This is a genomic window from Niabella insulisoli (assembly GCF_039652435.2).
Lineage (GTDB): Bacteria > Bacteroidota > Bacteroidia > Chitinophagales > Chitinophagaceae > Niabella > Niabella insulamsoli.
Map to the genome: position 1 here is coordinate 1,509,718 of NZ_CP190246.1, position 26,736 is coordinate 1,536,453.

General features: G+C 44.6%; 21 protein-coding genes. 19 read left to right on the forward strand and 2 right to left on the reverse strand.

Going from position 1 to position 26,736, the window contains the following annotated elements:
• The first annotated feature begins 180 nt into the window (after positions 1-180).
• From ABDK00_RS06460 to ABDK00_RS06480, 5 genes are all read left to right on the forward strand, one after another.
• Positions 181-2,772: a TonB-dependent receptor gene (locus ABDK00_RS06460; protein ID WP_346239339.1), complete on the forward strand. Its 2,592-nt coding sequence runs from the start codon at positions 181-183 to the stop codon at positions 2,770-2,772.
• A gap of 143 nt (positions 2,773-2,915) precedes the next feature.
• Complete coding sequence (locus tag ABDK00_RS06465; RefSeq protein ID WP_346239340.1) at positions 2,916-3,605, forward strand: methyltransferase family protein; 690 nt, start codon at positions 2,916-2,918, stop codon at positions 3,603-3,605.
• 43 nt (positions 3,606-3,648) lie between these two features.
• On the forward strand, positions 3,649-4,038 hold the full coding sequence (locus tag ABDK00_RS06470) for a VOC family protein (RefSeq protein ID WP_346239341.1): 390 nt from the start codon (positions 3,649-3,651) through the stop codon (positions 4,036-4,038).
• A gap of 168 nt (positions 4,039-4,206) precedes the next feature.
• Positions 4,207-4,638 (forward strand): VOC family protein, encoded by a 432-nt coding sequence (locus ABDK00_RS06475; RefSeq protein ID WP_346239342.1) that lies wholly within the window; start codon positions 4,207-4,209, stop codon positions 4,636-4,638.
• A 108-nt stretch (positions 4,639-4,746) separates the two neighbouring features.
• Positions 4,747-5,211: an inorganic diphosphatase gene (locus ABDK00_RS06480; RefSeq protein WP_346239343.1), complete on the forward strand. Its 465-nt coding sequence runs from the start codon at positions 4,747-4,749 to the stop codon at positions 5,209-5,211.
• A 57-nt stretch (positions 5,212-5,268) separates the two neighbouring features.
• On the opposite strand, the gene ABDK00_RS06485 is transcribed toward ABDK00_RS06480, so the two are convergent.
• Complete coding sequence (locus ABDK00_RS06485; protein WP_346239344.1) at positions 5,269-7,398, reverse strand: catalase; 2,130 nt, start codon at positions 7,396-7,398, stop codon at positions 5,269-5,271.
• Positions 7,399-7,627: 229 nt separating this feature from the next.
• Here ABDK00_RS06485 and ABDK00_RS06490 point away from each other — a divergent pair, with 229 nt between their 5' ends.
• From ABDK00_RS06490 to ABDK00_RS06510, 5 genes are all read left to right on the forward strand, one after another.
• Positions 7,628-7,939 carry a DUF6660 family protein gene (locus tag ABDK00_RS06490; RefSeq protein ID WP_425474801.1) on the forward strand — a complete coding sequence of 104 codons (312 nt, stop codon included), beginning with the start codon at positions 7,628-7,630 and terminating at the stop codon, positions 7,937-7,939.
• 187 nt (positions 7,940-8,126) lie between these two features.
• A complete protein-coding gene (locus tag ABDK00_RS06495; RefSeq protein ID WP_346239345.1) occupies positions 8,127-8,549 on the forward strand; it encodes a Fur family transcriptional regulator in 423 nt (140 codons plus the stop codon).
• A 67-nt stretch (positions 8,550-8,616) separates the two neighbouring features.
• Entirely contained in the window at positions 8,617-8,943 is a 327-nt protein-coding gene (locus tag ABDK00_RS06500; protein WP_425474802.1) for a DUF6660 family protein, read from the forward strand.
• 110 nt (positions 8,944-9,053) lie between these two features.
• The gene (locus tag ABDK00_RS06505) at positions 9,054-13,370 is read left to right on the forward strand and encodes a CusA/CzcA family heavy metal efflux RND transporter (RefSeq protein WP_346239346.1); all 4,317 of its coding nucleotides are present in this window, start codon (positions 9,054-9,056) and stop codon (positions 13,368-13,370) included.
• A gap of 9 nt (positions 13,371-13,379) precedes the next feature.
• Positions 13,380-14,600 carry an efflux RND transporter periplasmic adaptor subunit gene (locus ABDK00_RS06510; protein ID WP_346239347.1) on the forward strand — a complete coding sequence of 407 codons (1,221 nt, stop codon included), beginning with the start codon at positions 13,380-13,382 and terminating at the stop codon, positions 14,598-14,600.
• Between the two features lie 41 nt (positions 14,601-14,641).
• On the opposite strand, the gene ABDK00_RS06515 is transcribed toward ABDK00_RS06510, so the two are convergent.
• Entirely contained in the window at positions 14,642-16,267 is a 1,626-nt protein-coding gene (locus ABDK00_RS06515; RefSeq protein ID WP_346239348.1) for an SdrD B-like domain-containing protein, read from the reverse strand.
• A gap of 168 nt (positions 16,268-16,435) precedes the next feature.
• On the opposite strand from ABDK00_RS06515, the gene ABDK00_RS06520 reads away from it, so the two are divergent.
• The 9 genes from ABDK00_RS06520 to ABDK00_RS06560 all read left to right on the forward strand — a co-directional run bounded on the left by ABDK00_RS06520 (position 16,436) and on the right by ABDK00_RS06560 (position 26,624).
• Entirely contained in the window at positions 16,436-17,068 is a 633-nt protein-coding gene (locus ABDK00_RS06520; RefSeq protein WP_346239349.1) for a TetR/AcrR family transcriptional regulator, read from the forward strand.
• Between the two features lie 51 nt (positions 17,069-17,119).
• On the forward strand, positions 17,120-18,388 hold the full coding sequence (locus ABDK00_RS06525) for a TolC family protein (RefSeq protein ID WP_346239350.1): 1,269 nt from the start codon (positions 17,120-17,122) through the stop codon (positions 18,386-18,388).
• A gap of 59 nt (positions 18,389-18,447) precedes the next feature.
• On the forward strand, positions 18,448-19,410 hold the full coding sequence (locus ABDK00_RS06530) for an HlyD family secretion protein (RefSeq protein WP_346239351.1): 963 nt from the start codon (positions 18,448-18,450) through the stop codon (positions 19,408-19,410).
• A gap of 40 nt (positions 19,411-19,450) precedes the next feature.
• The gene (locus tag ABDK00_RS06535) at positions 19,451-20,377 is read left to right on the forward strand and encodes an ABC transporter ATP-binding protein (RefSeq protein WP_346239352.1); all 927 of its coding nucleotides are present in this window, start codon (positions 19,451-19,453) and stop codon (positions 20,375-20,377) included.
• Positions 20,378-20,389: 12 nt separating this feature from the next.
• Positions 20,390-21,133, forward strand: a complete 744-nt coding sequence (locus tag ABDK00_RS06540; protein ID WP_346239353.1) for an ABC transporter ATP-binding protein — start codon at positions 20,390-20,392, stop codon at positions 21,131-21,133.
• Positions 21,134-22,237 carry an ABC transporter permease gene (locus ABDK00_RS06545; RefSeq protein WP_346239354.1) on the forward strand — a complete coding sequence of 368 codons (1,104 nt, stop codon included), beginning with the start codon at positions 21,134-21,136 and terminating at the stop codon, positions 22,235-22,237.
• On the forward strand, positions 22,234-23,358 hold the full coding sequence (locus ABDK00_RS06550) for an ABC transporter permease (protein WP_346239355.1): 1,125 nt from the start codon (positions 22,234-22,236) through the stop codon (positions 23,356-23,358). Before ABDK00_RS06545 ends, ABDK00_RS06550 begins: the two co-directional genes overlap by 4 nt.
• A 175-nt stretch (positions 23,359-23,533) precedes the next feature.
• On the forward strand, positions 23,534-25,687 hold the full coding sequence (locus tag ABDK00_RS06555; RefSeq protein WP_346239356.1) for a GH92 family glycosyl hydrolase: 2,154 nt from the start codon (positions 23,534-23,536) through the stop codon (positions 25,685-25,687).
• Between the two features lie 34 nt (positions 25,688-25,721).
• Positions 25,722-26,624 (forward strand): ROK family protein, encoded by a 903-nt coding sequence (locus ABDK00_RS06560; RefSeq protein ID WP_346239357.1) that lies wholly within the window; start codon positions 25,722-25,724, stop codon positions 26,622-26,624.
• The last annotated feature ends 112 nt before the right edge of the window (positions 26,625-26,736 follow it).

Below are 26,736 nucleotides of genomic sequence, written 5' to 3' on the forward strand. Positions count from 1 at the left end.
TATTTGCTCCTTATTGTCAATTTTATGCGCTCTACACTACATATCCGTTTCCCGTTTGCTGCTCCCTGCAAAAAAGACTGTTGTTAAAGGAAATTTTTTTGCCTAATTAGTCTACTAAAATTATAGACTAATTATATCCGGACTTACTCATTTGACTAATTATTCAAATTTTTAAAGAACATGAAACAACTCAACCAATTGTTATTTGCTTTACTGTTTTCTGCCCTTTTCTTTAGACCATCCGCAGCTCAGGTCGTCGGACGCGTCGTAGATGAAAACAGTACGGCGCTACCTGCCGTCACCGTCATGTTAAGAGGAACAACCCAGGGTACAACCACGGATTCATCAGGCCTCTTTAGATTATTTCCGGTACCAAGGTTGCCTTTTAATATTTCAGTTTCTGCCGTGGGTTTCGAAACCCGTCATATTGCCGTGCGAAATACGGAGGACACTATTTTTGTTAAGCTGCAACTGTTATATAAAACCGATACAGTTGTAGTCACGTCCCGTAGAAGAAATGAAAGGTCGCAGAACGTACCGATCGCCCTGTCAGTAGTGGGAGGAAAACAAATAGATCAAGCGGGTGCATTCAACATCACAAGAGTGAAGGAAATGGTTCCTTCTCTTCAAATGTATACCTCCAATCCCAGGAATACGGGTATCAATATCCGCGGACTAGGGGCTCCATTTGGACTGACTAATGATGGGTTAGATCCCGGAGTCGGCTATTATGTAGATGGCGTGTATTATGCCCGACCTGCCATAGCAACACTGGATTTTATTGACGTGGAGCGAATCGAAGTGCTAAGAGGGCCGCAGGGCACACTTTTCGGAAAGAATACAACTTCGGGAGCAATCAGTATTACAACCCGTAAGCCGCGGTTTGCTCCTGGCGGGAACCTTGAAGTGAGTTATGGAAATTATGGTTTTATTCAGGCGAAGGCCTCGGTTACAGGTCCGCTTTCCAGAAGATTAGCTGCACGCTTATCTTTTTCAGGAACGCAGCGGGACGGTATAATAAAAAATATAACGACTGATAAATGGACTAATGATTTAAATAATTTGGGTTTGCGCAGCCAGTTGCTGTTTCGGGTTTCTGATAGAACTTCGATGACATTGTCGGGGGAATATAACCGGCAAAAGCCGGACGGTTATGCGCAGGTTGTCGCTGGTGTTGTTACAACCAAAAGAGCTGACTACAGACAGTTCGATGCTATTATCTCAGACTTGAATTACAAATTACCAAATCTCGATAAAACAGGTAGGCCGGATGCTTTCATGAGAATTATTGATCATGATACGCCCTGGAATTCAGGAAATGAAATTGGAGGTTTATCTTTTAATGTTGATAAAAAAATCGGAAATGGTATGCTTACCGCTACGACGGCCTGGCGATATTGGAACTGGAATCCCTCTAACGATAGGGATTTTACGGGCCTTCAGGCGCTTGCCAAATCTCAAAATCCTTCTCAACATAAAAGTTTGTCTCAGGAGCTCAGGTATGCAGGCGCTATGGCGAGCAACATCAATGCTGTGGTGGGATTATTTTACCTGAGGCAACAGGTAACAACCAATGGCACAGAAGAGGCAGGGAAAGACCAATGGCGTTTTTCAAAAAACAGTAACAGCTCTTTATGGGAAACAGAAGGTCTATTGACCGGCTATGGCATCACGACAGACGCTTCTATTGTGTCTCAAAGTGCCGCCATGTTTTTAAATATAGATTGGGAGCCCTGGAAAGGTTTTCATATACAGCCCGGCGCCCGTTATAATTATGATGAAAAAATAGTTGCCTATGCCCGTAATACCTATGGTGGCTTAGATCTTTCAGGCCGGCCCGATTCAGCATTTTTACGGGCGTTGAAAAATACTGTTTATACCGATCAGTCCTACCATGCCGATGCGTACGAGAGCAACTTTACTTATCAGCTAACAATGGCGTATCAGCCTTCTTCAAAAGTCAATACCTACGCTACTTTTTCTACGAGCTATAAACCTGTTGGCGTGAACGTATCGGGCGTACCCAGCATAAATGGTGCTGCGGCAACCAATTTGGCAGTCATCCTTCCCGAGGCCACTTATCATTATGAATGGGGCGTTAAGACCCGTTTCACCACCAATTTATCCATCAACCTGGCTTTTTACAGATCTGATATTAAAAACTATCAGACCAATGTTCAATCGGCAGAACTCGGTGTCAACCGCGGCTACATTGCGAACGCAGATAAAGTTCGCGTATCAGGCATCGAAGCTGACGCACAATATACGCTCAACCAGCATTTTAGTTTTTCAGGCGCATTGAGTTATGCGCGGGGTATCTATGTGAAATTTAGCAATGCACCTTTGCCGCTGGAAGAGACCGGAGCGACTAATAGTGATGGGATACAAGTCGCTTTTAAAGATATTTCCGGAGAAGGACTGCCTGGTATATCCCGGTGGTCGGGATCGGTAGGTGGCGAATATGCCACGGCATCTGCATTGTTTGGAAGAGCCAACCAATTTTTTGTGGCATTTGATTTTTTCGCTCGCTCTGGCTTTTCCTCCAGCCCCACACCGTCGGCATTTTTAAACGTTCCCGGTTACGGAATCCTTAACCTGCGTTTGGGATTTAGGGCGTCTAAAGGATTTTCTGTGTTTGGATGGGGACGAAATGTTTTGAACAAAAACTACTTCGAGCAATTGTTGCCTGCCGGCGGAAATGCCGGCCACTATGTAGCAGTCCTGGGAGATCCTCAGACTTATGGCGTTACACTGACTTACGCATTCCATTAAAAGTCGTAAAAAAGGCAGATTAAGACCATAATAATTCCTAAATAATTTTTTGTAAGTTAGCAAAGTGAGCCTACTCGCTTACGATGCTCTGGCGTGAATCCTTTTGACATGCAGCGCCGTTCTAATCCCCTAAACCTGTTTACATGGACTTATACGGAAAGAAAAGCAAAAGCGTTCCACAAAAATTAATCATTCATTTGCTTGAAATCTTGCTTCTGTGGCTATCGTATCGGATACTCTTCCAGGAAGGTGGCGCTTGGGTAGAAAATTTTTTACATATTGATAATGCAGGCGTACAAAAGGGTCGAAGAATGATCATTTTTATTTTCAATATTGTCGTGTTCCTTCGTTTGGGCTTTATGATGATCGTGCTGCTTCAAAGAAGAATCCCCTGGGAAGAAAGTTTTAGTGTGCCTTTAGCATTTGCAGTCTATTATGTGGGTTTTTCAATATTAGTGCTGCCCACCCAAAAAGCCGTTGACGGCCTCGACATTTTCGCCATTGTATTATTTATTTTTGGATCAGTTCTAAACACCGGGGGAGAGCTGCTGCGGCATCGTTGGAAAAGGTTACCCGAAAACAAAGGCAAACTCTACACCGGTGGTTTTTTTAAATATTCCCGCCATATCAATTACTTTGGAGACTTGTTATGGGTAACAGCGTATGCAGTAATCACGCGAAACTGGTATGCGGGCATCATTCCGGTGCTTTTGTTTTGTCTTTTTGCGTTTTATAATGCACCAAAACTCGACCACTATCTTAAAGTAAAGTACGGAGCGCAATACGATAGCTATGCGGAAAATGCAAGAATGCTGATTCCGTTTTTGTATTAGCCCGTTTAGCCAATGTCGGAGCCGAACTCAAATTCTAATCAATATGACGAAGATCGATCCCATTATCGCTGTAAAAGACGTTAACCAAAGTTCGATTTGGTATCAGCGCATTTTCGGCTGTCAAAGAACTCATGGAGGGGATGAGTTTTCTGTGCTGGTGGATAGCGGCGGAGAAGTCCTTATTTGTCTGCACAAATGGGGTGAGCACGATCATCCGACGATGAAGAGCCTGGATGGTGCGTCGGGCAACGGTTTGATCCTCTATTATAAGACGGATAGTTTGGATGAAATTAGGCATAAGCTGCGGGACATGAATTATCCTGTAGAAAAGGAAATTGCTGTCAACTCCAATTCAACCAAAAGAGAATTTTCATTGCGCGATCCGGATGGATACTATTTAATAGTTACAGAATATCACAAATACGAAGGTTGATAGGATCTTCAAATGTTTACAATGAAAAGCAGGTTGTTTAGATACCTCAGCGCCATGGTGCTTTTTGAAGCGGTGCTTGTCGCATTATACCCCTTTTTTGACATGTATATACTGTTTTATATCCGAATGAGGTGATACATTTACGCAATAATTAAAATCCAAAAAGATATGGCAGTTATCAATCCGCACATTAATTTTAATGGCAACGCAGCCGCCGCATTTGCATTTTACAAATCAGTATTCGGCGGCGACTTTACAAAAATTGTCCGCTTCAGCGAAATCGACGCTTCGGATTATCCGGTGGCCGAAGGTGAGGCCGATAAATTGATGTACATCGCTTTACCGATTGGCAACAACATTTTGATTGGCAATGACGTGCCGCAAAGTATGGGCCGGGTTAATGAAAATGAAAACCGGTCGAAGATTGCAATTAGTGCAACCAGCTTCGCGGAGGCCAAGGCTTTATTTGACGGGCTTTCCGCCGGCGGAAAGGTGGAAGTTATTCCTGAAAGTAATGGCGGCGACTCCTATTTCGGAATGTTCAGAGATAAATTCGGTATTGAATGGACCGTGGCATTTGATCGCGAAGCCGGCCTTTAAAAGAGTAACCGCCATGCTGAAATGTTGAGCTGCTGAGCCCGCCCCGGAGATCGTTGCTTTCGATTATATTGAATTGATTAAATCAAAGTGCAGACTTAAATTCTTACTATGTATCAAACCAACATTATCGTAGAAACGCCCCGAGGCCACCGCGAAAAATTCAATTATGATCCTCGTAAAAAATGCTTTTATCTAAAAAAAGTGCTCCCTTGGGGAATGAGTTTTCCTTTTGACTTTGGTTTTATTCCTGATACAAAGGGGCAGGATGGCGATCCCTTAGATGCTTTAATCATTTCTGACCTTAACACATTTGTGGGTTGCCAAGTCGATTGTTATTTACTGGGCTCAATTCAGGCCGACCAAATTGATGCAAAGGGGGAAAAGATCCGCAACGATCGCTATTTGTTTGCGCCGGTGGCCACTTGGCCTTCCCATGAAAATATTTCAACAAAACTGCTCAGCGAGCTTGAGGACTTCTTCATCAATTACAATAAAGCCGAAGGTAAAACTTTTATACCCTTGGGTTTCGCCTCAGAGCGCGAGGCTGTCTTAAGTATTAAAAAATCAATGTAGAGGGCTATAAAAAAAGTAGCGATCAACGCTACTTTAAAAGAAGATATAGTATGCTTACTAGGCAGGCACTTTTCGTTCCATTTCTCTTTCCCAAAATCTATGCTGCGCCACATTGTTTATAAATTCTTGTGGTTTTCCGTCAAGGCTTACACCAGGCCCGTCGGTGACATAGGTTTCTGTGAAAAAACTTTGAGCGTCGGCGGACCCGCCGATGGCTTTGCAATGCCTGTATTGCTCATTCACAAAATGAATCGCTTCCGGTTCTTGCAAAAGTGCTGTCGCGTGGTCTGAATCGCCTGGTACATATACGGCGTCGTGCAAAACAGAGGAGGTGTTGAAAAAAGTCATATCCACCTCGATCGGCTGGCCGTCCAAACTTTTGAGCTGTCCCAGGCGCGGTCCGATCACCTTCATTGATGCACCTTGATCTTTTAAAAGTTTTTTTAGCTTTTTTATTTCTTTACCAGCTACGCCATCCGTGGCTAACACAGCAATTTTTCTGCTTATGATTGAGTTTTTGACGGTATTCGCCATACTCAGCGCTGCCGATTTTTCTATCATAGGTTTCTTCTTTACAGGTTGATAATCTTTAAGATTTCCATCTGCGGGAATAGCACCGTTCTCTACCGGCATCGCTTTAGTGGGTTGGGGCAGGCCCAATTTGGAAGCTACATAAGCCGCCAGCTCCAGATCTACATTAGACAGGTTGCGAAGCATGCGCTCCCGGATAGACGGCATAGTACATTTGGATAATTCGAAACTGAAGGCATCTTTTATATGTTGGCGCTCTGGCTCGCTTTGACTATTATAAAAAAGGATGGCCTGGCTAAAATGATCCAGAAAACTTGGGCTTCGGCCCCTGATTTTACGTCCATCAATTTTTTCCTGGTAACTGGTAAATCCGCCTTCTGCCATTTTTGCAAGATAAGGGCAGCCGCCTCCAATGCTGTTGGGCGAGTAACTGGCTTTTCCCCGGTCGATTTGCATTCGCATGTGCGCATCCCGCTGGTTGTTGTAAACGGGAACCACGGGACGATTAATAGGAATTTCATGAAAATTGGGCCCGCCAAGCCTTGATAGCTGGGTGTCGGTATAAGAAAAAAGGCGGCCTTGTAATAAAGGGTCGTTCGTGAAGTCAATTCCCGGAACAATATGACCGGGGTGAAAAGCGACCTGTTCGGTTTCGGCAAAAAAATTGTCAGGATTTTTATTCAACGTCAAAGTTCCAACAGGCATGACCGGCACCAGTTCTTCGGGAATGATTTTGGTGGCGTCGAGGAGGTCGAAGTCAAATTTATGCTCATCTTTTTCGGGTACCAACTGTACGCCCAATTCCCATTGAGGAAAATTGCCCTGTTCGATAGCTTCCCACAGATCTTTCCGGTGAAAATCAGGATCCTTTCCGGAGATCTTTTGAGCCTCATCCCATGCTACTGAATGCACGCCTAACGAAGGTTTCCAATGGAATTTTACAAAAGTACTTTTTCCTTTTTCGTCGATGAGGCGAAAAGTGTGGATGCCAAAGCCTTCCATCATTCTCAAGCTGCGCGGGATCGCACGGTCGCTCATGGCCCACATAATCATATGGGTGCTTTCCGGCATCAATGAGATAAAATCCCAGAGCGTGTCGTGGGCTGTTGCCGCCTGGGGCATCTCGTTGTCGGGTTCGGGTTTCGCCGCATGAATGAGATCAGGAAATTTCATGGCGTCCTGGATAAAAAATACGGGTATATTATTACCCACCAAATCAAAATTTCCCTCCGGTGTGTAAAATTTAACGGCAAAACCTCTCACATCCCGGGCCAAATCGGTAGAACCCCTGGAGCCCACGACAGTCGAGAAGCGAACAAAAACGGGCGTTTCGCGGTTGGTATCCGTTAAAAAGCCTGCTTTTGTGTACGGAGCCAACGAAGTGTGAAGTTTGAAAACGCCGTGTGCCCCCGAACCGCGTGCGTGTACAATCCGCTCTGGAATCCGTTCGTGATCAAAGTGCGTCATCTTTTCCCTGAAGATAAAGTCTTCCATCAGCGTGGCGCCGCGATCACCGCTTCTTAACGAATTGTGGTCATCGTTTATTTTGACTCCCTGGTCCGTTGTCATTGCTTTATCAGAGGCGTCGCTTAGGTTGGGCGAAAGATTGTCGAGTTTGGCGTTTTTCGGGGTCGAGGATGTTTTTTGTTTGGGCATAACAAATGGTTTTGAGGGTAAAAAATAATGTTTGAATATCTTTAATTAATCACATGGGTCAACGCGTATGGCTTAAAACGGTGCGCAGAAAGCCTGCTGATCAAACTAACAATTACTGTACCAGCGTTAACCACTGGTGCAGCTAAATCTGCCGCCTCCAGCTGTCTCGGGCAGAAGGCTTTTAAAGCTATATTAGATTTTCGTCATACATTTGCACTACTTGAACATCATGAAGTTTTTTGCTTTAATCCTTAGTGTTTGGCTGATTGTAATTGCTTTATTGCCTTGCGGCGATCATGAGGATACTCGTATGCAACCAAGCGTTTCCGCGCAGTCAACCAACCATCAGCAAGCCCATCACACCGAACATTGCACCCCTTTATGTTCTTGTTCGTGCTGTTCTATTTCGTTTTCTCATCATGCGCTCCTGCCAGAATTGGGGATGGCAGTGTTGGCTCAATCGAAGCAACATACTTACTATGCCTGCTCTTTCTACGAAAAAACGGCGAATGCTATTTGGCAACCTCCTAAAGCTTGCTGATTTTTTTTAAGCGCTGCGCCTCCAAAAATTGCTTCAATACACTACAAATTTGTTTACTGTTGCTTAACGTTCCTATTGGTAGGTAAAAGGTGATTTTGCATCTGGCTGGCTTGAAGCCATGCTGCGGGCGGCTGAGCAGCGACCGCTAAAAGATATAGTTTGCTAATTTTAATTTGGAGCGAAAAATATGAACATAACAACGGAACGAATGTTGAAAAGTAAAAATATTCGGCCAACCAGCATGAGGATTCTTGTGTATGAGTTTCTAAAAAGCCAAATAGCTGCCCGATCTCTCGCAGAGATGGAAAGGCATTTTTATCAGGCGGATAAGGTGACGCTTTACCGGACGCTAAAGACTTTCGAGGAAAAAGGAGTTGTACATCGAATCCAGGACGACCAGGTTGGCCGTTATCTATTGTGCGCCCATGATTGTGATGAAAACAGCCATAAGGATCAGCACCTTCATTTTTATTGTAAAAAATGTAAGCAAACCACTTGCGAAGTCAATCCGGCCATTGTTAAAGATGCTGCGGTCAGCTATCGCATTGACGAAATTAAAATTACCGCAAAAGGTATTTGTAAATATTGTCTTACGCAGGTTGAAAAATAATGGTAAACTCCGCTGTGGCAACTTTGCAATTTGATTGCATTAAAAAAAATATAGTTTTGTTTTTATAATGAGAGCGGTAGCGTTTATACTCTTATGTTATCTTTCGGCGCTTTTGACGCTGCCTTGCAGTGACCAAAGCAATCGCTGTGACAACACCAACTCCACAGCTCAGGCAAGCCCGCACCGCCACAGTCAGGATAAAGACGACAACTGTACACCTTTCTGCCACTGCAGCTGTTGTAGTATATCCATCGCAACCTATCATTTTCGCAGCTTAGACTTTAAAGTCCTTCCGCCCGAGTGCGCGCATGATCAGCCGGCCCTGAGAGCTGATTTTGTACTGGATCCCTATGTTGGCAATATTTGGCAACCGCCCCGCCATTTCGCATCTTAATTCAAATGTTTTAGAAAACCGGACCTCAAAATGGTCCCGGCAAATGATGCGTGCATTTTCCTGTAGCGAAAAGCGCACCATGGCCTGATTTATTATGCAAAAGTTCCACCATGTTAGATCGAATCATTCTTTTCAGTATAAAGAACAAAATTATCATAGCCATAATGACCTTGTTGCTCGTCGTTTGGGGTATATGGAGTGCTGCCAGGCTTTCTGTTGACGCGGTGCCGGATATTACGAATAATCAAGTGCAGATTTTTACTACTTGCCCCACCCTGGCAGGGCAGGAAGTGGAACAACTGGTTACTTTTCCCGTAGAACAGCGTATCGCCAACATCCCGCGCATCGAAGAAATACGCAGTATTTCAAGATTCGGACTTTCGGTAATAACAGTGGTTTTTAAGGAAGATGTCGATATTTATTTTGCACGGCAACTCATTTCTGAAAGCCTCAAGGAAGCTTCACGAGAAATTCCGGACGGCGTAGGCGCGCCCGAGTTAGCTCCGGTAAGTACGGGGCTGGGCGAAGTTTATCAATACATTATTCATCCCAAAAAGGGGAGCGAAAAAAAATACAGCGCTAAAGATTTACGCACGATGCAAGACTGGGTTGTGGCGCGACAACTTTATGGTACGCCCGGGATCGCCGAGGTTAACAGCTTTGGGGGAGAACTGAAGCAGTACGAGGTGGCCGTTAATCCTGACCGGTTAAAAGCCATGGGCGTGAGTATTCCCGAAATATTTACTGCCCTTGAAAAAAATAATCAGAACACCGGAGGAGCCTATATCGATAAAAAACCCAACGCCTATTTTATACGAGGCATAGGATTAATTACCAGTTTGGAGGATGTGCAAAATATAGCAATCAAAACAACTGGCTCCGTTCCCGTTTTTATAAAAGATGTAGCCGAGGTTCGCTTTGGCCATGCGGTGCGCTATGGCGCGCTTACCTATAATGGCGAGGTTGATGCCGTCGGTGGCGTGGTGATGATGTTGAAAGGACAAAATAGCAATGAGGTAGTCAAACGCATCAAAGAAAAGATGCCGACTATAAAAAGCTCGCTGCCTGATGATATTGTTATAGAGCCTTATCTCGATCGCACTGATTTGGTGGGTCGCGCTATTCGAACTGTGGAGAAGAATTTAATTGAGGGAGCATTGATTGTCATTTTTGTCTTAGTATTATTTCTTGGAAATATGAGGGCCGGCCTCGTCGTGGCATCCGCGATTCCGCTGGCAATGCTTTTTGCGCTGGGCATGATGCATGTTTTTGGTGTGAGTGCAAATTTGATGAGTTTGGGCGCAATTGATTTTGGCTTGATCGTGGACGGCGCCGTGATCGTTGTAGAAGCTACCATGCATCATTTGGGGCTGCGAAAGGTTACCAAAAAGCTGACGCAGCAAGAAATGGATCAGGAGGTGTTTGATGCTGCATCTAAAATAAGAACCAGTGCGGCATTCGGTGAAATTATCATTCTGATCGTGTACATTCCTATTCTCACGCTGGTTGGCGTGGAAGGAAAAATGTTCAGGCCGATGGCGCAAACGGTGGGCTTTGCAATATTCGGCGCATTGATATTATCGCTCACCTATATTCCAATGATGTGCGCGTTGTTTTTACCCAAAAGGGTAAGCGTCAAAAAAAGCCTGAGCGAAAAGCTGATGGATCGGCTACAGCATTTTTACCAACCTTGGTTGCAGCGGGCTATACGGTTTAGATATTGGGTTATCGGCGCCACACTTCTGCTTTTTGCTGTCACAGTGCTATTGTTTAGAGGAATGGGCGGTGAGTTTATACCGCAGCTCCAGGAGGGTGATTATGCGTTTCATTGCATTCTTCCGCAAGGGAGTTCGCTACGGCAAAGTATTGAAACGTCCATGCAGGCGTCGCGTATCGTCAAAACATTTGATGAAGTGAAAATGGTAGTAGGTAAGACCGGTGCAGCAGAGGTTCCAACCGATCCAATGCCGCCGGAGGCTTCCGATTTGATGATCGTTTTGAAGCCCCAAAAGGAATGGAAATCCGGAAGGACTTATGAATCACTGGCTAACGATATTTTGGCAAAACTCCAGGTGATTCCGGGCGTTTTTTTTGAGAAGAATCAACCGATTCAAATGCGGTTTAACGAATTGATGACCGGCGTAAGACAGGATGTTGCCGTGAAGATTTTTGGCGAAAATCTCGATTCGCTGGCAGCCTATGCCGAAAAAGTGGGAGAAGTGATTAAAACGGTTGAAGGAGCTACCCCTCCTCAAATTGAGCGCGTAACCGGGCTGCCTCAGATCAATGTTACCTACGACCGCACAAGGATGGCGAACTACGGATTAACGGTCAGGGATGTGAATGATATTGTCAATACTGCCTTTGCCGGAAGAAGCGCCGGCGTCGTGTTTGAAAATGAAAGAAGATTTGACCTGGTAGTGCGGCTCGACAGCGCCCATCGCAGTAGCATTGAGGATGTCAATAATCTGATCATTCCTACCTCAAGCGGCGTCCAGATCCCTTTGTCGCAGGTTGCTCGTGTTGATTACAAACTGGGGCCAGCCCAAATCAGTCGTGAGGCAGGCAAGCGTAGAATTGTTATCGGATTTAATGTGGCCGATCGTGATGTGCAGAGCGTGGTGTCTGACATTCAAGAAAAGCTCGCCAGGAAGGTAAAGCTACCTACGGGGTACTATTTTACTTATGGCGGGCAATTTGAAAACCTGCAGAAAGCCAGCGCAAGATTAATGATCGCTGTCCCGGTTTCGCTGCTGCTTATTTTCACGTTGCTCTACTTCACCTTTCATTCTGTCGGGCAGGCTATCCTTATTTTCATGGCCATTCCTATGAGCGCCATCGGTGGCGTTTTAGCATTGATTTTAAGAGGGATGCCTTTTAGTATCAGTGCGGGAATTGGATTTATTGCACTTTTTGGCGTTGCAGTTTTGAACGGTATCGTTTTAATCGGCACGTTTAATCAGCTTAAGAAAGAGGGTGTAGCGGATTTGTTGCAGCGTGTCCGGCAAGGGACGACAGCGCGTCTACGCCCGGTTTTGATGACGGCCACCGTCGCTTCGCTGGGTTTCCTGCCCATGGCTATCAGCACCAGCGCCGGCGCCGAAGTTCAAAAACCCTTGGCCACAGTAGTGATTGGCGGACTTATAACTGCTACACTGCTTACCCTGTTCGTGCTTCCGTTGCTATATATTGTTTTTAATTCAAAAATGAAGTTGAAAATGAGCAGACTTAAAATAAAAGAGAAAACGATGCTGATCTTAGCAGGCGCTTTTTTGATGAATACTGCCATAGCGCAGCAACGCATCACAATTGATAGCGCTATCACAACTGCCCTGGCAAATAATCTTCAGTACGACGTGAATGCCGCGGAAGTAAGGGCAGCATCGCTGAACGTAAAAACTGCGGCCGAAATACCGAAAACAGGTTTGTTTGCAGAGAATGAAGATTTACGGCCAGCGGATCCTTCTGGTGTTTTAAAAGTCGGGTTATCGCAAACCATTTCCTGGCCGGGTTTATATACCGCGCGCCGCAAATATTTTACTGAGCAGTTGCGATATGCCGAGCTAACTACTGCGTCGCTCAACGCAACGATAAAAAGAGAGGTAAGAATGGCGTATTACCAGCTTTGGTATTTACAGGATAGGCAACGACTGTTGCGCAAGCTGGATAGCATATACGATGCTATGTTTGTGGCCAGCGACCTTCGGTTAAAAGCCGGAGATGTGCCGAAATTGGATCGAGTCGCGGCAGCAGTCAAATTAAAAGAAGTTCAGGCATTAATAAAACAGAATATTAAAGAGATGAACATGGAGCAACAGCAACTAATGATGTTGCTCAACCAGAATACGCCGCCGTTGCCCGTTGCGCGGCCGTTGGAAAAGTTGGGCAGCGCGACTGCCGGGGTAGCAGAACATCCTTTACTGCATTTACAAGAACAACAAGTGCGCATTGCCGAAGCGAATGTAGCTGTTGCTAAAAACGAAAATAAGCCTGATTTTTCCGGCAGGTTTTTCACGCAACGATTGTGGGGCGCTCAAAATCCTTTTACCGGATTTTCGGTAACGGCTGCGTTCCCGCTTTTTGGCGCTAGCGCTAACCGCAATAAGGTGAAAGCTATGGAAGCCGAGCAGCAAGTGGAGGAGCGCAGCCTGGCCTATCAATCTCAGATAATGCAAATGCAAAAAAAATCAAGCCTGGCAGCTATGGAAAAGAATCAGGCCTTGCTTGATTTTTATGAAACGTCCGGCCTTCGTCAGGCAGATGAAATAATCAGCGCAGCGACATTGGGTTATAGAGCAGGGGCGTCGAGTTTTGCTGACCTAAGTCAGTTCCTGAGTCAGGCTATCGGTATCAGGCAAAATTATCTGGAGGCGTTGAATGCGTTTAACCAGTCAGCTATTCAATACTATTACTATTCTAACCAATAATCTTAAAATATGAACATGCAAATAAAATGGCTAATTGTAATTGCCATACTATTAGTTGGCTGCAATGAATCAAAAACAGAAGGGGACACGCATGGCCATGCGGATGAAAAAAATAGGGATATAACAGATTCGGCGAAAAAACCTGTTCATGAGCAGTCATCAAATATTGCTTCTCTGACACCTGAGCAAATAAAGGCAGCCGGTATTCGGTTGGGGGTAATTGAGCAAAAAAATTTAACCGCTACCATTAAGGTCAACGGAGAGCTGCGCGTGCCCAATAATAGAAAGGCAAACGCGACATCTTCGTTTGGCGGCGTTGTGAAAACCTTAAATGTGCAACTGGGCAACCATGTAAGGCGTGGCCAGGTGATAGCTACAATTGAAAATCCCGATTTTGTTAGGTTACAGGAGGATTACCTTGAGGCTGACAGCCGAATTGCGCTGGCGGAGCAGGAGGTGCAACGACAACGCATGCTGAATGAAGGAAATGCGGGCGCGTTAAAAAACCTGCAAAGTGCCACTGCCGACCTGCGTTCTTTAAAGGCCAGAAAGGCTTCTTTGCGTCAGCAAATACGCATGATGGGAATTAATCCGGACCGGGTTGCAGTCAGCAACTTGAGAACTGCTTTGCAGGTTACGAGTCCGATTAGCGGAACGGTGAGTAAAGAGCTAGCGAAGATTGGCAGCTACGTCGATGTGTCTGCACCCGTAGCCGAGATTGTTGACAACAGCTTGCTCCATCTCGATCTTCAGGTTTTTGAAAAAGACTTGCCCCATATTTCAGTAGGACAAACTGTTTATTTTACGCTTACTAATAATCCGCAGTTCACCTATACGGCTAAGGTTTTTAACATTGGATCCTCGTTTGAAAACGAAAGTAAAACGGTGGCGGTTCATTGTACGGTCGTCGGTAAAAAAACAGGATTAATTGATGGAATGAATATCACCGCTTTAATAAGTATAGCCGACGAGATAGCTCCTGCAGTTCCCAATGATGCCATCGTGGAAGCGGACGGCAAATACTATCTTTTTGTTTTGCAAGATGGTTCAGACGCCACTGACAAAGTAACGCAGCGATTTAAAAAAGTGGAAGTAGCTAAGGGCGTATCCGAACTGGGATACACTTCAATAACACCTGTTACCCAATTCAGCGGCGATGCAAAGGTGGTAGTCGCTGGTGCATTTTTCATCAATGCGGCGCTAAGCAACACAGAAGGCCATGAACATTAGCGGCGGCTTCTATTTTGCTTAAACGAAATTTTCGATCATAGTTATTCCTGATTTTTTACCTGCACGACTTTCGACAGGCTTTTTGAACCGTCCTTGTCAACCTGGGCAATACGCAGGAAAAGATGGCTGCCATCGGGTTTCAAATGGTTAGTGCTCTTTTGGCACGATAAGGAAGACAAAAAGATTAGCAACACGATTGGTAAACCAAATAATAACGTACGCTTTTTAAAACGAATTAGTAAAAAGCTTAGGCCAAGTACGGCTATGCCTAATGCTATTGAATTTTTAGCCATCGTAACAGAAACGGAATAGATAATTGGCATTTCAGAATTGCCGCCGGGTGCCTTGGATCTTTCTGTATGCACGGTTTCAAAATCAGTACCATTGGCGGAAAGCTGGATATCGAAATAGGCATTGTTTAGCTCTTGCAGGGTTTCCCAATTCACTTGGAGCTGATTGTTCTCGATGGAGGCTTCAATGGATCCAAAGTCTACGTCTAAAGACACATTTTGTATCGTAAAATCAACGCCTGTGACGGGTTCTTCATCGACAATTACTGCTGTTGTACTGTCTGTTCCATTGTTGGGATCCTTTATAATTTGGTATCCAGTGGGGGTCGAGAGCCGGATTCGATAATTGCTGTTTTCAAGGTTATCAAACGAGTAAACCCCCAACGCGTTCGTTGTGTCTTTTTCAATGACTGTGCCAAGTTCATTTAAGAGTGATACTATCGCCCCCTCATACCCTTTTATTTCTGATGACTGCGCACTTGAATTGTAAATGGTTCCGGAAATAGGCTGCAAAAGTCGAAGCGCCGTTGCATTATACGCGACAAAGGCCTGATCGCTTACCCCTGAAAATCTTTGTGAAAAACTTCGAATAGCGGTGTAATTAGAAGTGGTGACACCGAAATCTGCAAAATCGTAAGCCAACATCCGAAGGTTGCGGGTGCCACGCAAACCGGCATTGTAAACCGGCGTCGCACCTGACCGCTGCGGCGTATAAAACTTGAAGGAACCGGTCGCTACAACAGGGATTGTGCTAAAATCGACGGAAATGGCGCGGCCCACAGTCGCCCCAGTGGCGTCGACCATTCTGAAACTATCAAAACGGCCGGCAGTCAATTGCCCCATTTGTGTGATGACAATGTCAGGAACGCCGTCACCAATGGAACTTCTTCGAAAAGAAGTAATGTTGTAATAGATCTGCGAGGAAGCCGGTAAATTGTAAATACCTGTTCCCAAAGCCAACCCATTGATACCATCAACAAGGTAATCGCTGAGCTTATTAGTTACAGGTACGGGCTGTACATTTGCCGAGCCGCCACCATATAAATCACCGACGCCGATGTAGGTATCGCCTCCTGGAAGCGGTAACTCAGAAACAGGTAAAGCCCTGTACTCTCGCGGGGTAAAATTGATATTTCTCGATGTAAGCAGGGCGTTATTTACGCCCGTCGCGTAAGTGTTTCCATTGGCCAGCCTAAACGCAAGCAAATTATGGGCGTTGTTAGGATATATACTGTTAATCGTGTCAACGCTGCTGCGCCAATAACCTCCAAAATCCGTGTAAACAGCCACTACCTGCTGTGCGCTTGATTGATATACAACGATTAGTGTTAGATAAATCGTAAAACTTCTTTTCAGAAGGCGGGAAAAGAATTTCATAGTTACTAATTTTCATGATTAGAGTGGATAGATTAAAAATAAAACATATTTGTTGTTTTTAGATCATATAAATGTTAAAACATTTATCAAATATTAATCATTTGATTAAAAGAATTGATTGAATTATTTTATTGTTCTTATTTTTGTAAAAACAAGCAGTCAACATAAATGGCAAAACCGAATCAAATAGTTACCGAGCAGTTTACTACGGAAGAGAAAATCAAAGCCGCTGCAAAAGCCGTTTTCTACAAGAAAGGTTTTGCTGCAACGCGTACGCGGGATATTGCTGAAGAGGCAGGCATTAACCTTGCCCTGCTTAATTATTATTTTAGAAGCAAACAAAAGCTGTTCGAACTTATAATGCTCGAAACACTTACTGCGTTTATAGAGAAGATGGTTTTGTTGTTGAATGACGAGCGCACCACATTGGATCAAAAGGTGCGGGAAGTAGTGGAGAACTATATTGATGTGATAACTGCGGAACCTGAATTGCCTATTTTCATTATTACCGAGATTAGAAGTAATCCAAAGCTTTTATTACAAAAAATTCCGGTAAAAAAAATAATCAGGCAGTCTGTCTTTTTTAAACAACACCAAAAGGCGGTGCATGAAGGAAGAATACAAGAGCCCAATCCGCTGCATTTTTTGATGAATTTAATCGGGATGATTGTATTCCCTTTTATGGCCAAGCCACTGCTGATGGCTGGCGGCGGGATCGAGGAAAAAGAATTTAACGAGCTGATGAAAGAGCGGAAAAAACTGATTCCAATGTGGATTAAAGCCATTATGAAAGCAAAATAAAATTTTTTTGTCTATTAATTAATCAAATGATTAAAACAGTTGGTAAACGATATGAAAAATCTTTTTATAATTTCATTTTTATTCCTTCTCCTGATCAGGGAAGCCGGCGCACAAAAGTTAACGTTAGCTGAATGTTATACCTTGGCGCGCAAAGGGTATCCGGCAATACGAAAGATGGATTTAATCAACCGGTCGGCCCGGTATAGTATTGAAAATGTCTCCAAACGTTTTCTTCCGCAATTACACATTTCCGGACAGGCTTCTTATCAGTCTGAAACAATCGATTTTGGCGACGCCGTTGGTGCGCTTCCATCCGGCCTGAGTCTGCCTTCTATCAGCAAAGACCAGTATAAGGTTCAGGGCGAAATCAGCCAGCTCATTTATGATGGAGGCGCAACTAAAACCGATCAAAATTTAATTCTTGCCAACACCGCGTTGCAGCAGCAGCAAATCGAAACAAATTTATACCAAATCAGGCGCCGGGTGAATGAATTTTATTTTTCCATTCTCCTGATCGACGCGCAGTTATTGCAGCTCCGATCTACACAAGGCACCATTCAAACTCAAATTGGCAAAATGGAAGCGGCGTTTGAAAATGGGACGGCGCTGCGCAGCAACCTTGACGAATTAAAGGCCGAGGCGATAAGTGTTGAAATGAAAAGCACCACTTATAAGTCCAATCGAATGGCTTATTTAAATATGCTGGGATTATTTATAGGAAAGGAGTTGCCTTCCGACACACAGCTGGAACTACCGCCAAAAGGCGTTTTTACCGGTGGCATACGCCGGCCGGAATTAAGAAGCTTTGAACTTCAAAATGTGGTTTTTGATTTGGAACGTAAGCGGTTAAAATCGGATTATTTGCCTCAGGTTAGCGCTTATGTGCAGGGCGCTTATGGCAGGCCCACCCTTAATATTATCGAAAATAAATTTGGCCCATGGTATATGGCGGGCCTGCGTTTTAAATGGTCATTAGAAAGCCTTTATACCTTGTCTAATAAAAAGGAGCGTTTACAAATACAGGCACAGCTTACAGCAAGGGATAAAGAGACGTTTTTATTAAACACCAAAATGGAATTGGCGCGCCAGGCGCAGCAGGTGAAACAGTTTGCGCAACTGATAGAACAAGATGAAGCATACATTTTGTTGCGGGCTTCGGTAACTAAAGCGGCCGAGGCACAGTTGTCCAATGGCGTTATTACCACGCATGAATATATCGAAAAAGTTAATGCCGAAGATCTGGCCAGGCAGACAAAAAACCTGCACCAGATTCAGTTGCTGCAGGCTATCTATCATCAGCAATTTCTTCAGGGAGATTAAATCAGGTACCAGGCTGATACCACTCTTTCTTTTATTACCAAGCATTAAATAAAATAAAAATGAATAAATCTTTTAGCATAGCAACGATTTGCCGATTGAACCTAATGTTGCTACTAACATCGCTCTTGTTTTTGAATGCCTGCACCCCAAGCGTTGATTATGATGCTTCCGGCAATTTCGAAGCCGATGAAGTAATCGTTTCTGCGCAACAAAATGGAGTGCTTACTTCTTATCAGGTTGAAGAAGGAAAGGCGCTCGCCGCGGGAGCGCAGGTCGGCCAGATTGACGTGAAAGTGGTGGAGCTTCAGCAGCAGCAAGCCCAGGCAAGTATTGCGGCGCTTAGCGAAAAAACGGTCGCTGCCCACGATCAAACCGAATTGGTGCGGCGGCAGTTAATCGTGCAGAAAGCGCAGCTGGATCAGCAGTTGAGGGAAAGGCGGCGTACTGAGAACCTGGTTCAGGCCGACGCTGCAACCCGAAAACAGCTCGACGATATTAATGCGGCTATTGATCAACTAAAAAAGCAGATTGCCGTCACCGAACAACAAATTAAATTGAATAGCTATAACACGCAGGCGCAAAACCGAAATATACTTAGCGAGCGGGCGCCCATGGAGAAGGCCGTGGCGCAGTTGCAGGAACAGATTAATAAAGGCCAAATTATGAACCCGGTAACAGGAACGGTTTTGACCAATTACGCTTTGCAGGGTGAAATGCAACTGGTAGGAAAACCCTTATATAAGATTGCAAACATAGACACTTTATATCTCAAGGCGTTTATCACCGGCGCGCAGTTGCCGCAGATTAAAATCGGGCAGCAAGTAACCGTAAGAATCGACAATGGCAAGGATGGTTATAAAAGCTATCTGGGAACAATTACCTGGATCTCCGACAAGTCGGAGTTTTCCCCCAAAACGATTCAAACAAAAGACGAGCGGGCCAATCTTGTGTACGCCATCAAGGTGAAAGTGATCAACGACGGGTATCTTAAAATTGGTATGTACGGTGAGGTTTTGTTTTAAGTGCGGGCAAATCCCCTATTACACAGTATAATTTTTGAAAATGATCTCTCTTTCGGTACGCGAAATATGTAAATCTTATAACGGAGTCAGCGCTGTTAATGGCGTGTCCTTCGAAGTAAAAACAGGCGAATTATTCGGACTGATCGGCCCCGATGGTGCGGGGAAGACCTCTTTGTTCAGAATATTGACAACGCTAATGCTGGCGGACAGCGGATCGGCGTTGGTTGAGGGGTTTGATGTTGTAGAAGATTACCGGCAAATCCGCAATTGTGTAGGATATATGCCGGGACGGTTTTCGCTATACCAGGATTTGACGGTTGAGGAAAACCTAAGCTTCTTCGCGACTGTCTTTAAAACCAGTATTGCGGAACACTATGAGTTGATCAAGGAAATTTATACGCAGATCGAACCTTTTAAAAACCGCCGGGCCGGTAAACTTTCAGGAGGGATGAAACAAAAGCTCGCCCTTTGCTGCGCATTGATTCATCAACCTAAAATCTTATTTCTTGACGAGCCGACTACCGGCGTTGATGTGGTTTCACGGAAAGAATTTTGGGACATGTTACAGCGGTTGAAAGCACAGGGGATTACCATTATCGTTTCCACGCCTTATATGGACGAAGCCAAACTGTGTGACCGGATTGCTTTGATGCAACACGGTGAAATTATGTCGCTCGACACGCCAGGCGGTATCGTTGGCCGGTTTCCCAAACCGCTTTTTGCCGCCAAATCAAATGACATGTATGGGCTGCTTAAGAAATTCCGGACAGAAAATGAAGTGGAAAGCTGCTATGCGTTCGGCGAATATATCCATTTAACGCTTACATCAGAAAAGCCGGGACTGGAAGATGTGATAGCCCTTGCCAGGAAACATGACATACGGGATTTTAATGTTGAAACAATTATCCCGACGATAGAAGACAGTTTTATTCGATTAATGCAGGAGCGGCGTGCGGACAGTTTATAAATAAGAAAACTTATGAGCAATAAAGTAATTATTTGTGACAATCTGAGCAAGCATTTTGGCGCTTTTAAAGCCGTGGATGGTATCAGCTTCGATGTGGAGGCCGGAGAAATATTTGGATTCCTCGGCGCTAACGGAGCCGGTAAAACAACGGCAATGCGGATGCTCTGCGGATTGTCGTATCCGAGCGGAGGATCGGCTACGGTTGCGGGTTTCAACGTGTACAAACAGCAGGAACAGATAAAGAAAAATATAGGGTATATGAGCCAGAAGTTCTCGCTCTATGATAATCTAACTATTCTGGAGAATATTGAATTTTACGGCGGCATATATGGTGTGCCCCGTCCGGAAATCAAAAAACGCAGCCAGGAGCTGGTTGCTTCGCTTGGCGTTGAGCAGGAGGCGAAAAAAAGGGTAGGGGATTTGCCGCTCGGCTGGAAACAAAAGCTTGCTTTCTCAGTGGCTATTTTTCACCGCCCTCAAATTGTTTTTTTGGATGAACCCACCGGTGGCGTTGATCCTTTGACCAGAAGGCAATTCTGGGATATGATTTACGAAGCGGCATCCAATCAAATCACTGTTTTTGTAACGACGCACTATATGGATGAAGCGGAATACTGCGATCGCGTCAGCGTCATGGTAGATGGGAAGATAGAAGCGCTGGATAGCCCCTCCAACCTGAAAAGGCATTTCAATACACGCTCCATGGATGAGGTGTTTTACGAATTGGCGAGAGGAGCCAAAAGAAAATCAGATTAAATGAAACAATTATTAGCCTTCGTGAAAAAAGAGTTTTATCATGTGTTCCGCGACCGGCGGACGCTGCTGATTCTTTTTGGGCTTCCGGTGGTGCAGATCATTCTATTTGGATTTGCCTTGAGCAGCGAGGTTAAAAATATCGGTATTGCGATCCAGGACAACGCAAAGCACGTCGTTTCACAGCAAATCATCGATCGTATACAAGTGAGCTCTTACTTTAAAGTACAGCAACCAGTGGTCGATTATCGGGATATAGAACAGAGGTTCAAAGAAGGCAGTATCAAATGCGCACTTATTTTTCCAGCTCAGTTTGCTTCAGATATAAATAAGCCCGGTGGCGCAAAAATCCAACTTATCGCAGATGGGTCAGACCCCAACACTGCGACCATTGCGGCCAATTATATCACGTCGATTGTCGACGGCTATCAACGCGAGTCGTTGAATAAAAAACTGCCTTACCAAATTGTGCCGCAGTTGAAATTGCTTTATAATGCTGAACAAAATGGATCGCTCAATTTTATCCCGGGCGTGATTGCTTTAATTTTTATGATCGTAAGCACGGCGTTAACTTCTGTGGCGGTCGTGCGCGAAAAGGAATTAGGCACTATGGAGATTTTGCTGGTGTCACCCTTCAATCCCATTATGGTACTCGTTGCAAAAGCGATTCCCTACCTGGTACTGTCGCTTATTAATTTTATGGTTATTTTATTGCTGTCGGTGTTCTTGCTTAATGTGGAAATAAGAGGCAGCCTGCTGTTGATTTTCGCCGAAAGTATCCTGTTTATCATCACCTGCCTATCGCTGGGGTTGGTTATTTCAAATATTGCCGCATCGCAGCAAACCGCCATGTTGATGTCGATGATGGGCATGATGCTGCCTACTTTGTTGCTTACCGGTTTTATGTTTCCTGTTGAAAACATGCCCTTATTCTTTCAGGCGGTCTCCCATATTATTCCTTCGCGGTATTATTACACTATCATCAAAGATGTGATGTTAAAAGGATTGGGCTTCAGATATGTGTGGAAGGAAACGCTGATATTGATGGGGATGTCGGCGCTGCTGCTTACGATTGCATTAAAAAAATTTAAAATCAGGTTGTCGTGAAAGTACTAAGTTTTCTTTTGCAAAAGGAGTTCAGGCAGATTTTCCGGGATAAAACTATTCTGGCGATGATGTTTGCTATGCCGATTATCCAGTTGATTATTTTACCGCTGGCTGCAAATTTCGAAGTCAAAAATATTAATGTAGTTTATGTCGATCACGATCATAGCAGCTATTCCCGATCCTTATTCAACAAATTGGATGCATCGGAATATTTTAAAATAGTTGGCCACAGATTTAATTATAACGATGGCTTAAAGATGATTGAAGAAGGCGAGGGCGATTTGATGCTCGAAATCCCATCCGGCTTTGAGCGCAACCTCGTGCGGGAAAAAGCACAGCAGGTAGCCATAACGGTCGATGCCATCAATGGCACCAAATCTGCGCTCGGCGGCGCTTATATGACAAAAGTGCTCGAAAGTTTCAATCGCGATCTTGACGTTATCGTAAAAGCAGCAAGTCCTGGTTTTAATCAGGCATCGGCGAAGATCGACGTTGCCGGAGTGAACTGGTATAATCCTCGGGCCGAATATAAATATTATATGGTGCCGGGCATTTTAGTGTTGTTGCTCACATTAATCGGCGGTTTTATCACTGCGCTCAATATTGTACGTGAGAAAGAGATCGGCACCATCGAGCAGATCAATGTGACGCCGGTCAGGAAGTGGCAGTTCATCTTAGGTAAACTGATCCCGTTTTGGTTGGTGGGTATGATCGTGTTCACTATTGGCCTTGCTGTGATGTATGTTGTCTATGGAATTTTTCCGCAGGGCAGTTTTGCCTTGCTTTATCTGTTTGCTGCCGTATATCTGGTCGCCTTGCTGGGTTTTGGTTTGCTGATCTCCACTTTTGCCGAAACCCAACTTCAGGCTATGTTCATCGCTTTTTTCTTTATGATGATTTTCATGCTGATGAGCGGATTTTTTACAAGCACGGATAGTATGCCGGGTTGGGGAAGGGCCATCGCCCAGTTTACGCCGGTTACACATTTTGTGAAGGTGGTGCGGCTGGTGGTGCTCAAGGGGAGCGGGTTTGGGGAGGTAGGTCTGGAGTTATTATATTTAACAGGCTTCGCATTGGCGCTAAATGGTTTGGCTATTTTTAATTACAGAAAAACAAGTTGACCGCTCCTTCTAATTGCTGATCATTTTTAGGATAGTTCGTCTCATTTGCACAGGATGTTTTAAAAAACTTCTTATATTTGAAAAGCAAAAACGATTTTCCAACATAACGAGCCGCTTGCAGTTTGCTATTAACGTGGGGAAGAACACGGAGTTCGTTATTAGTTTTTCTTTTAAAATGATGAATAAAAAGCCCTTTTACTTTTTAGCGGTTTGCATGTTGAGCGCCGCCGGCATACTGAGCGCACAAAGCAGAACCACGCTAACCGATTGGGTCAATCCTTTTATAGGGACGACAACACTTTGGGACAGCGCCGATCTGGGATATAAACCTACGCGTCGGGCATGGGGAGCGGAAGCATATCCCGGTGCATCGCTGCCTAACTCGATGGTGCAGGTGACGCCCGTGACGATGTGGCGAAGCGGTTCTGGCTATCAATATGAGGATACGGTGGTGTACGCGTTCGCGCATACCAGCAAAGGGCACTGGAATCTTTGTTATGTGCCGATGATTGCTGTCAGCGGCGATGTGGATCCCAAACATTATTATTCTTCCTACAGCCATCAAAATGAGTCGGCCCGGCCCGGCTATTATCAGGCTTACCTTGAAAAGTATGGTATTAATGCTGAAGTCACCTCCACTTTGAGATGTGCGTTTCATAAATACACCTATAAAGATGGGCGCAACAAAAAACTATTAGCCGATCTGGCGCGTTCAAACGAGCGCGTAAGGGAATGGGATATCAAAAAAAGCGGAGATCATAGTTTTCAGGGTTTTCAGAAAACCGGGAGCCCTTTTTATTTCTATGCGGTGACGAATCATAAAATTAAAAAAGTTGGTTCGGTAAAAGACGGCGAATCGGAAGTGAGTGTGGTTGATTTTTTTGATAATAAAAAGGTTAGCGACCCCCTGGAAATGAAAGTGGGATTTTCTTATGTCAGTGTAGAAAACGCGAAAGAAAACCTGGAGCGTGAAATGTTGACGAAATCTTTTAATGAAGTGCGCAGCGCTGCGGATAAAACCTGGGAACATTTGCTTTCGAAAATTCAGGTGTCAGGCGGAACGCCCGACCATCGTGAAACTTTTTATTCCACTTTATATCGCTCTTTCCTATGGCCGATATTGTTGAGCGATGCGAATGGAGCGTTTAGAGATGCTTCGGGGAAGATTGTTAACAAAGGATTTAAATATTATAGTAATCCATCTTTTTGGGATGATTATCGAAATAAATTGATCCTGCTGGGCATGATTTCGCCGGACGTGGCAACTGACGTGATACGCTCTATAACGGATCGCGGAGCGATAACCGGTTTTATGCCTACTTTTTTTCATGGCGATCATGCTTCTACATTTATTGCTGGCAGTTATTTGCGCGGGTTGAAAGATTTCGATGTAAAAAAATCTTATCAGATACTTTTAAATAACGCCTTTGTCGAAGGGAAAGGAGGACGGCCTCATTTGAAAGAGTATATGGAAAGAGGATGGATTTCGGAAATGGACGTGGAAAATCCGAAATTGGAAACCGTTGCCAAAGCTGCTGTCACAAAAACGCAGGAATATTCCTACGACGACTACGCTACCGCTTTGCTGGCCCGCGCACTGGGAGATCAAGCCAACTATGAAAAGTTGATGAAGCGGGTTGACAATTATAAAAATCTGTTTGACCCTGAAACGCAGCTAATGCGTGGCCGGCTTGCAAATGGCCAGTGGATTACACCATTTGATCCCCAGCAGCCGTATTTCGAATATATGTACCGCGAAGCCAACGGATGGCAGTCCACTTTTTTTGCGCCCCACGATCCAAAAGGATTTATCGCTCTTTATCCTAGTGAGAAAGCTTTTGAAAAAAAGCTGGATTCATTATTCACCATTCCCTGGAAAGGCTACGAGGCGCATAATCTGACGACGTTTATCGGCCAGTATTGCCATGGTAATCAACCCGGCCACAGTTCGCCTTACCTATATTATTTTATTGGTAAACAGGAAAAGGCACAACATCTCCTCAACAAAATATTAAATGATTATTATCGGATGGGCCCTGAGCGGCTTGCTTATGCCGGTATGGATGATGCGGGGGAAATGTCTTCGTGGTTTACGCTAAATGCGCTTGGGCTTTACACTTATTCGCCGGCCGATCCTGAGTATTTGATTACCGTCCCATTGTTTGATAAGGTGGAGTTCGATTTGCACGGCACCAAATTTTCAATTCTGAAAAGAGGAAATGGTGAAAGAATAAAAAGTATCACCTATGGTGGTGAAAAAATAAATGGATACATGATTCAACACCAGCAGTTGCAACAGGGAAAAGAACTTGTCATAACGACTGATTAATAATAGCCTTACTCTAACCAAAAAAATAGTACTAATGAATTTATGGGGCATTGACCTCGGCGGCACAAAAATAGAATGTGTCGTTTTAGACAAATCGTCTTTACAGGTAGTTCAACGACAAAGAGTACCAACAGAAGCCTCGCTCGGCTACCAGCATATACTTGGTCAGATCAAAAAGCTGATCGATATAGTGTCAGAGCGGGCTGGTGAACGCCCAACGGCAATTGGTTTTGCTACGCCCGGTGTGTCAGAGCCCGCCACCGGCCTGATGAAAAATTGTAATACCACCTGCATGAACGGACAGCCTATGTTGCAGGATTTGGAAGCTACGCTACAGATTCCGGTCCGGCTGGCAAATGATGCCAATTGTTTTGCTTTGGCGGAAACACGCATGGGAGTGGGACGCGATTATCCTGACGCAGCAGTTGTGTTTGGTGTTATTATGGGAACCGGCGTTGGCGGCGGCCTGGTGGTCAACAAGCAGATTATCAAAGGGCAGCATGGAATTGCCGGAGAGTGGGGCCACAATGTACTGGAGGAAGGCGGCGTTCTGTGTTATTGCGGCAGGCGGGGTTGCGTGGAAGCTGTTATTTCCGGTCCGGCGCTGGAAAAATATTATGAAAATGAAAGCGGCGATGCGGTAAAGCTTAACGAGATTGTCGAGAAGCACCTTGCAGGACAAGATGAATGCGCAACACGTGCGGTAAACCGTTTGTTGGAGAACTATGGCAAAGCATTGTCTACGCTTATTAATATCATCGACCCCGATCTTATCATCATTGGTGGTGGAGTAGGTAATATAGATTTAATTTATAGCGAAGGCTATGAGCGTATTAAAAAATATGTTTTTAATAGCGGTATTTTTACAACGCCCGTTTGCAAGCCTGCGCTGGGAGATAGCGCCGGCGTGTTTGGAGCTGCGTTGCTGTGGGAATAAAATACACGATTGCTTAATAAAGCATATATCAAAGCCAATTCATTGATAGCGTTAATGCTTTAGGCTCTCGCGAAAATTGGAGGCATTATTGATAAAATTTGACGCAAAATGA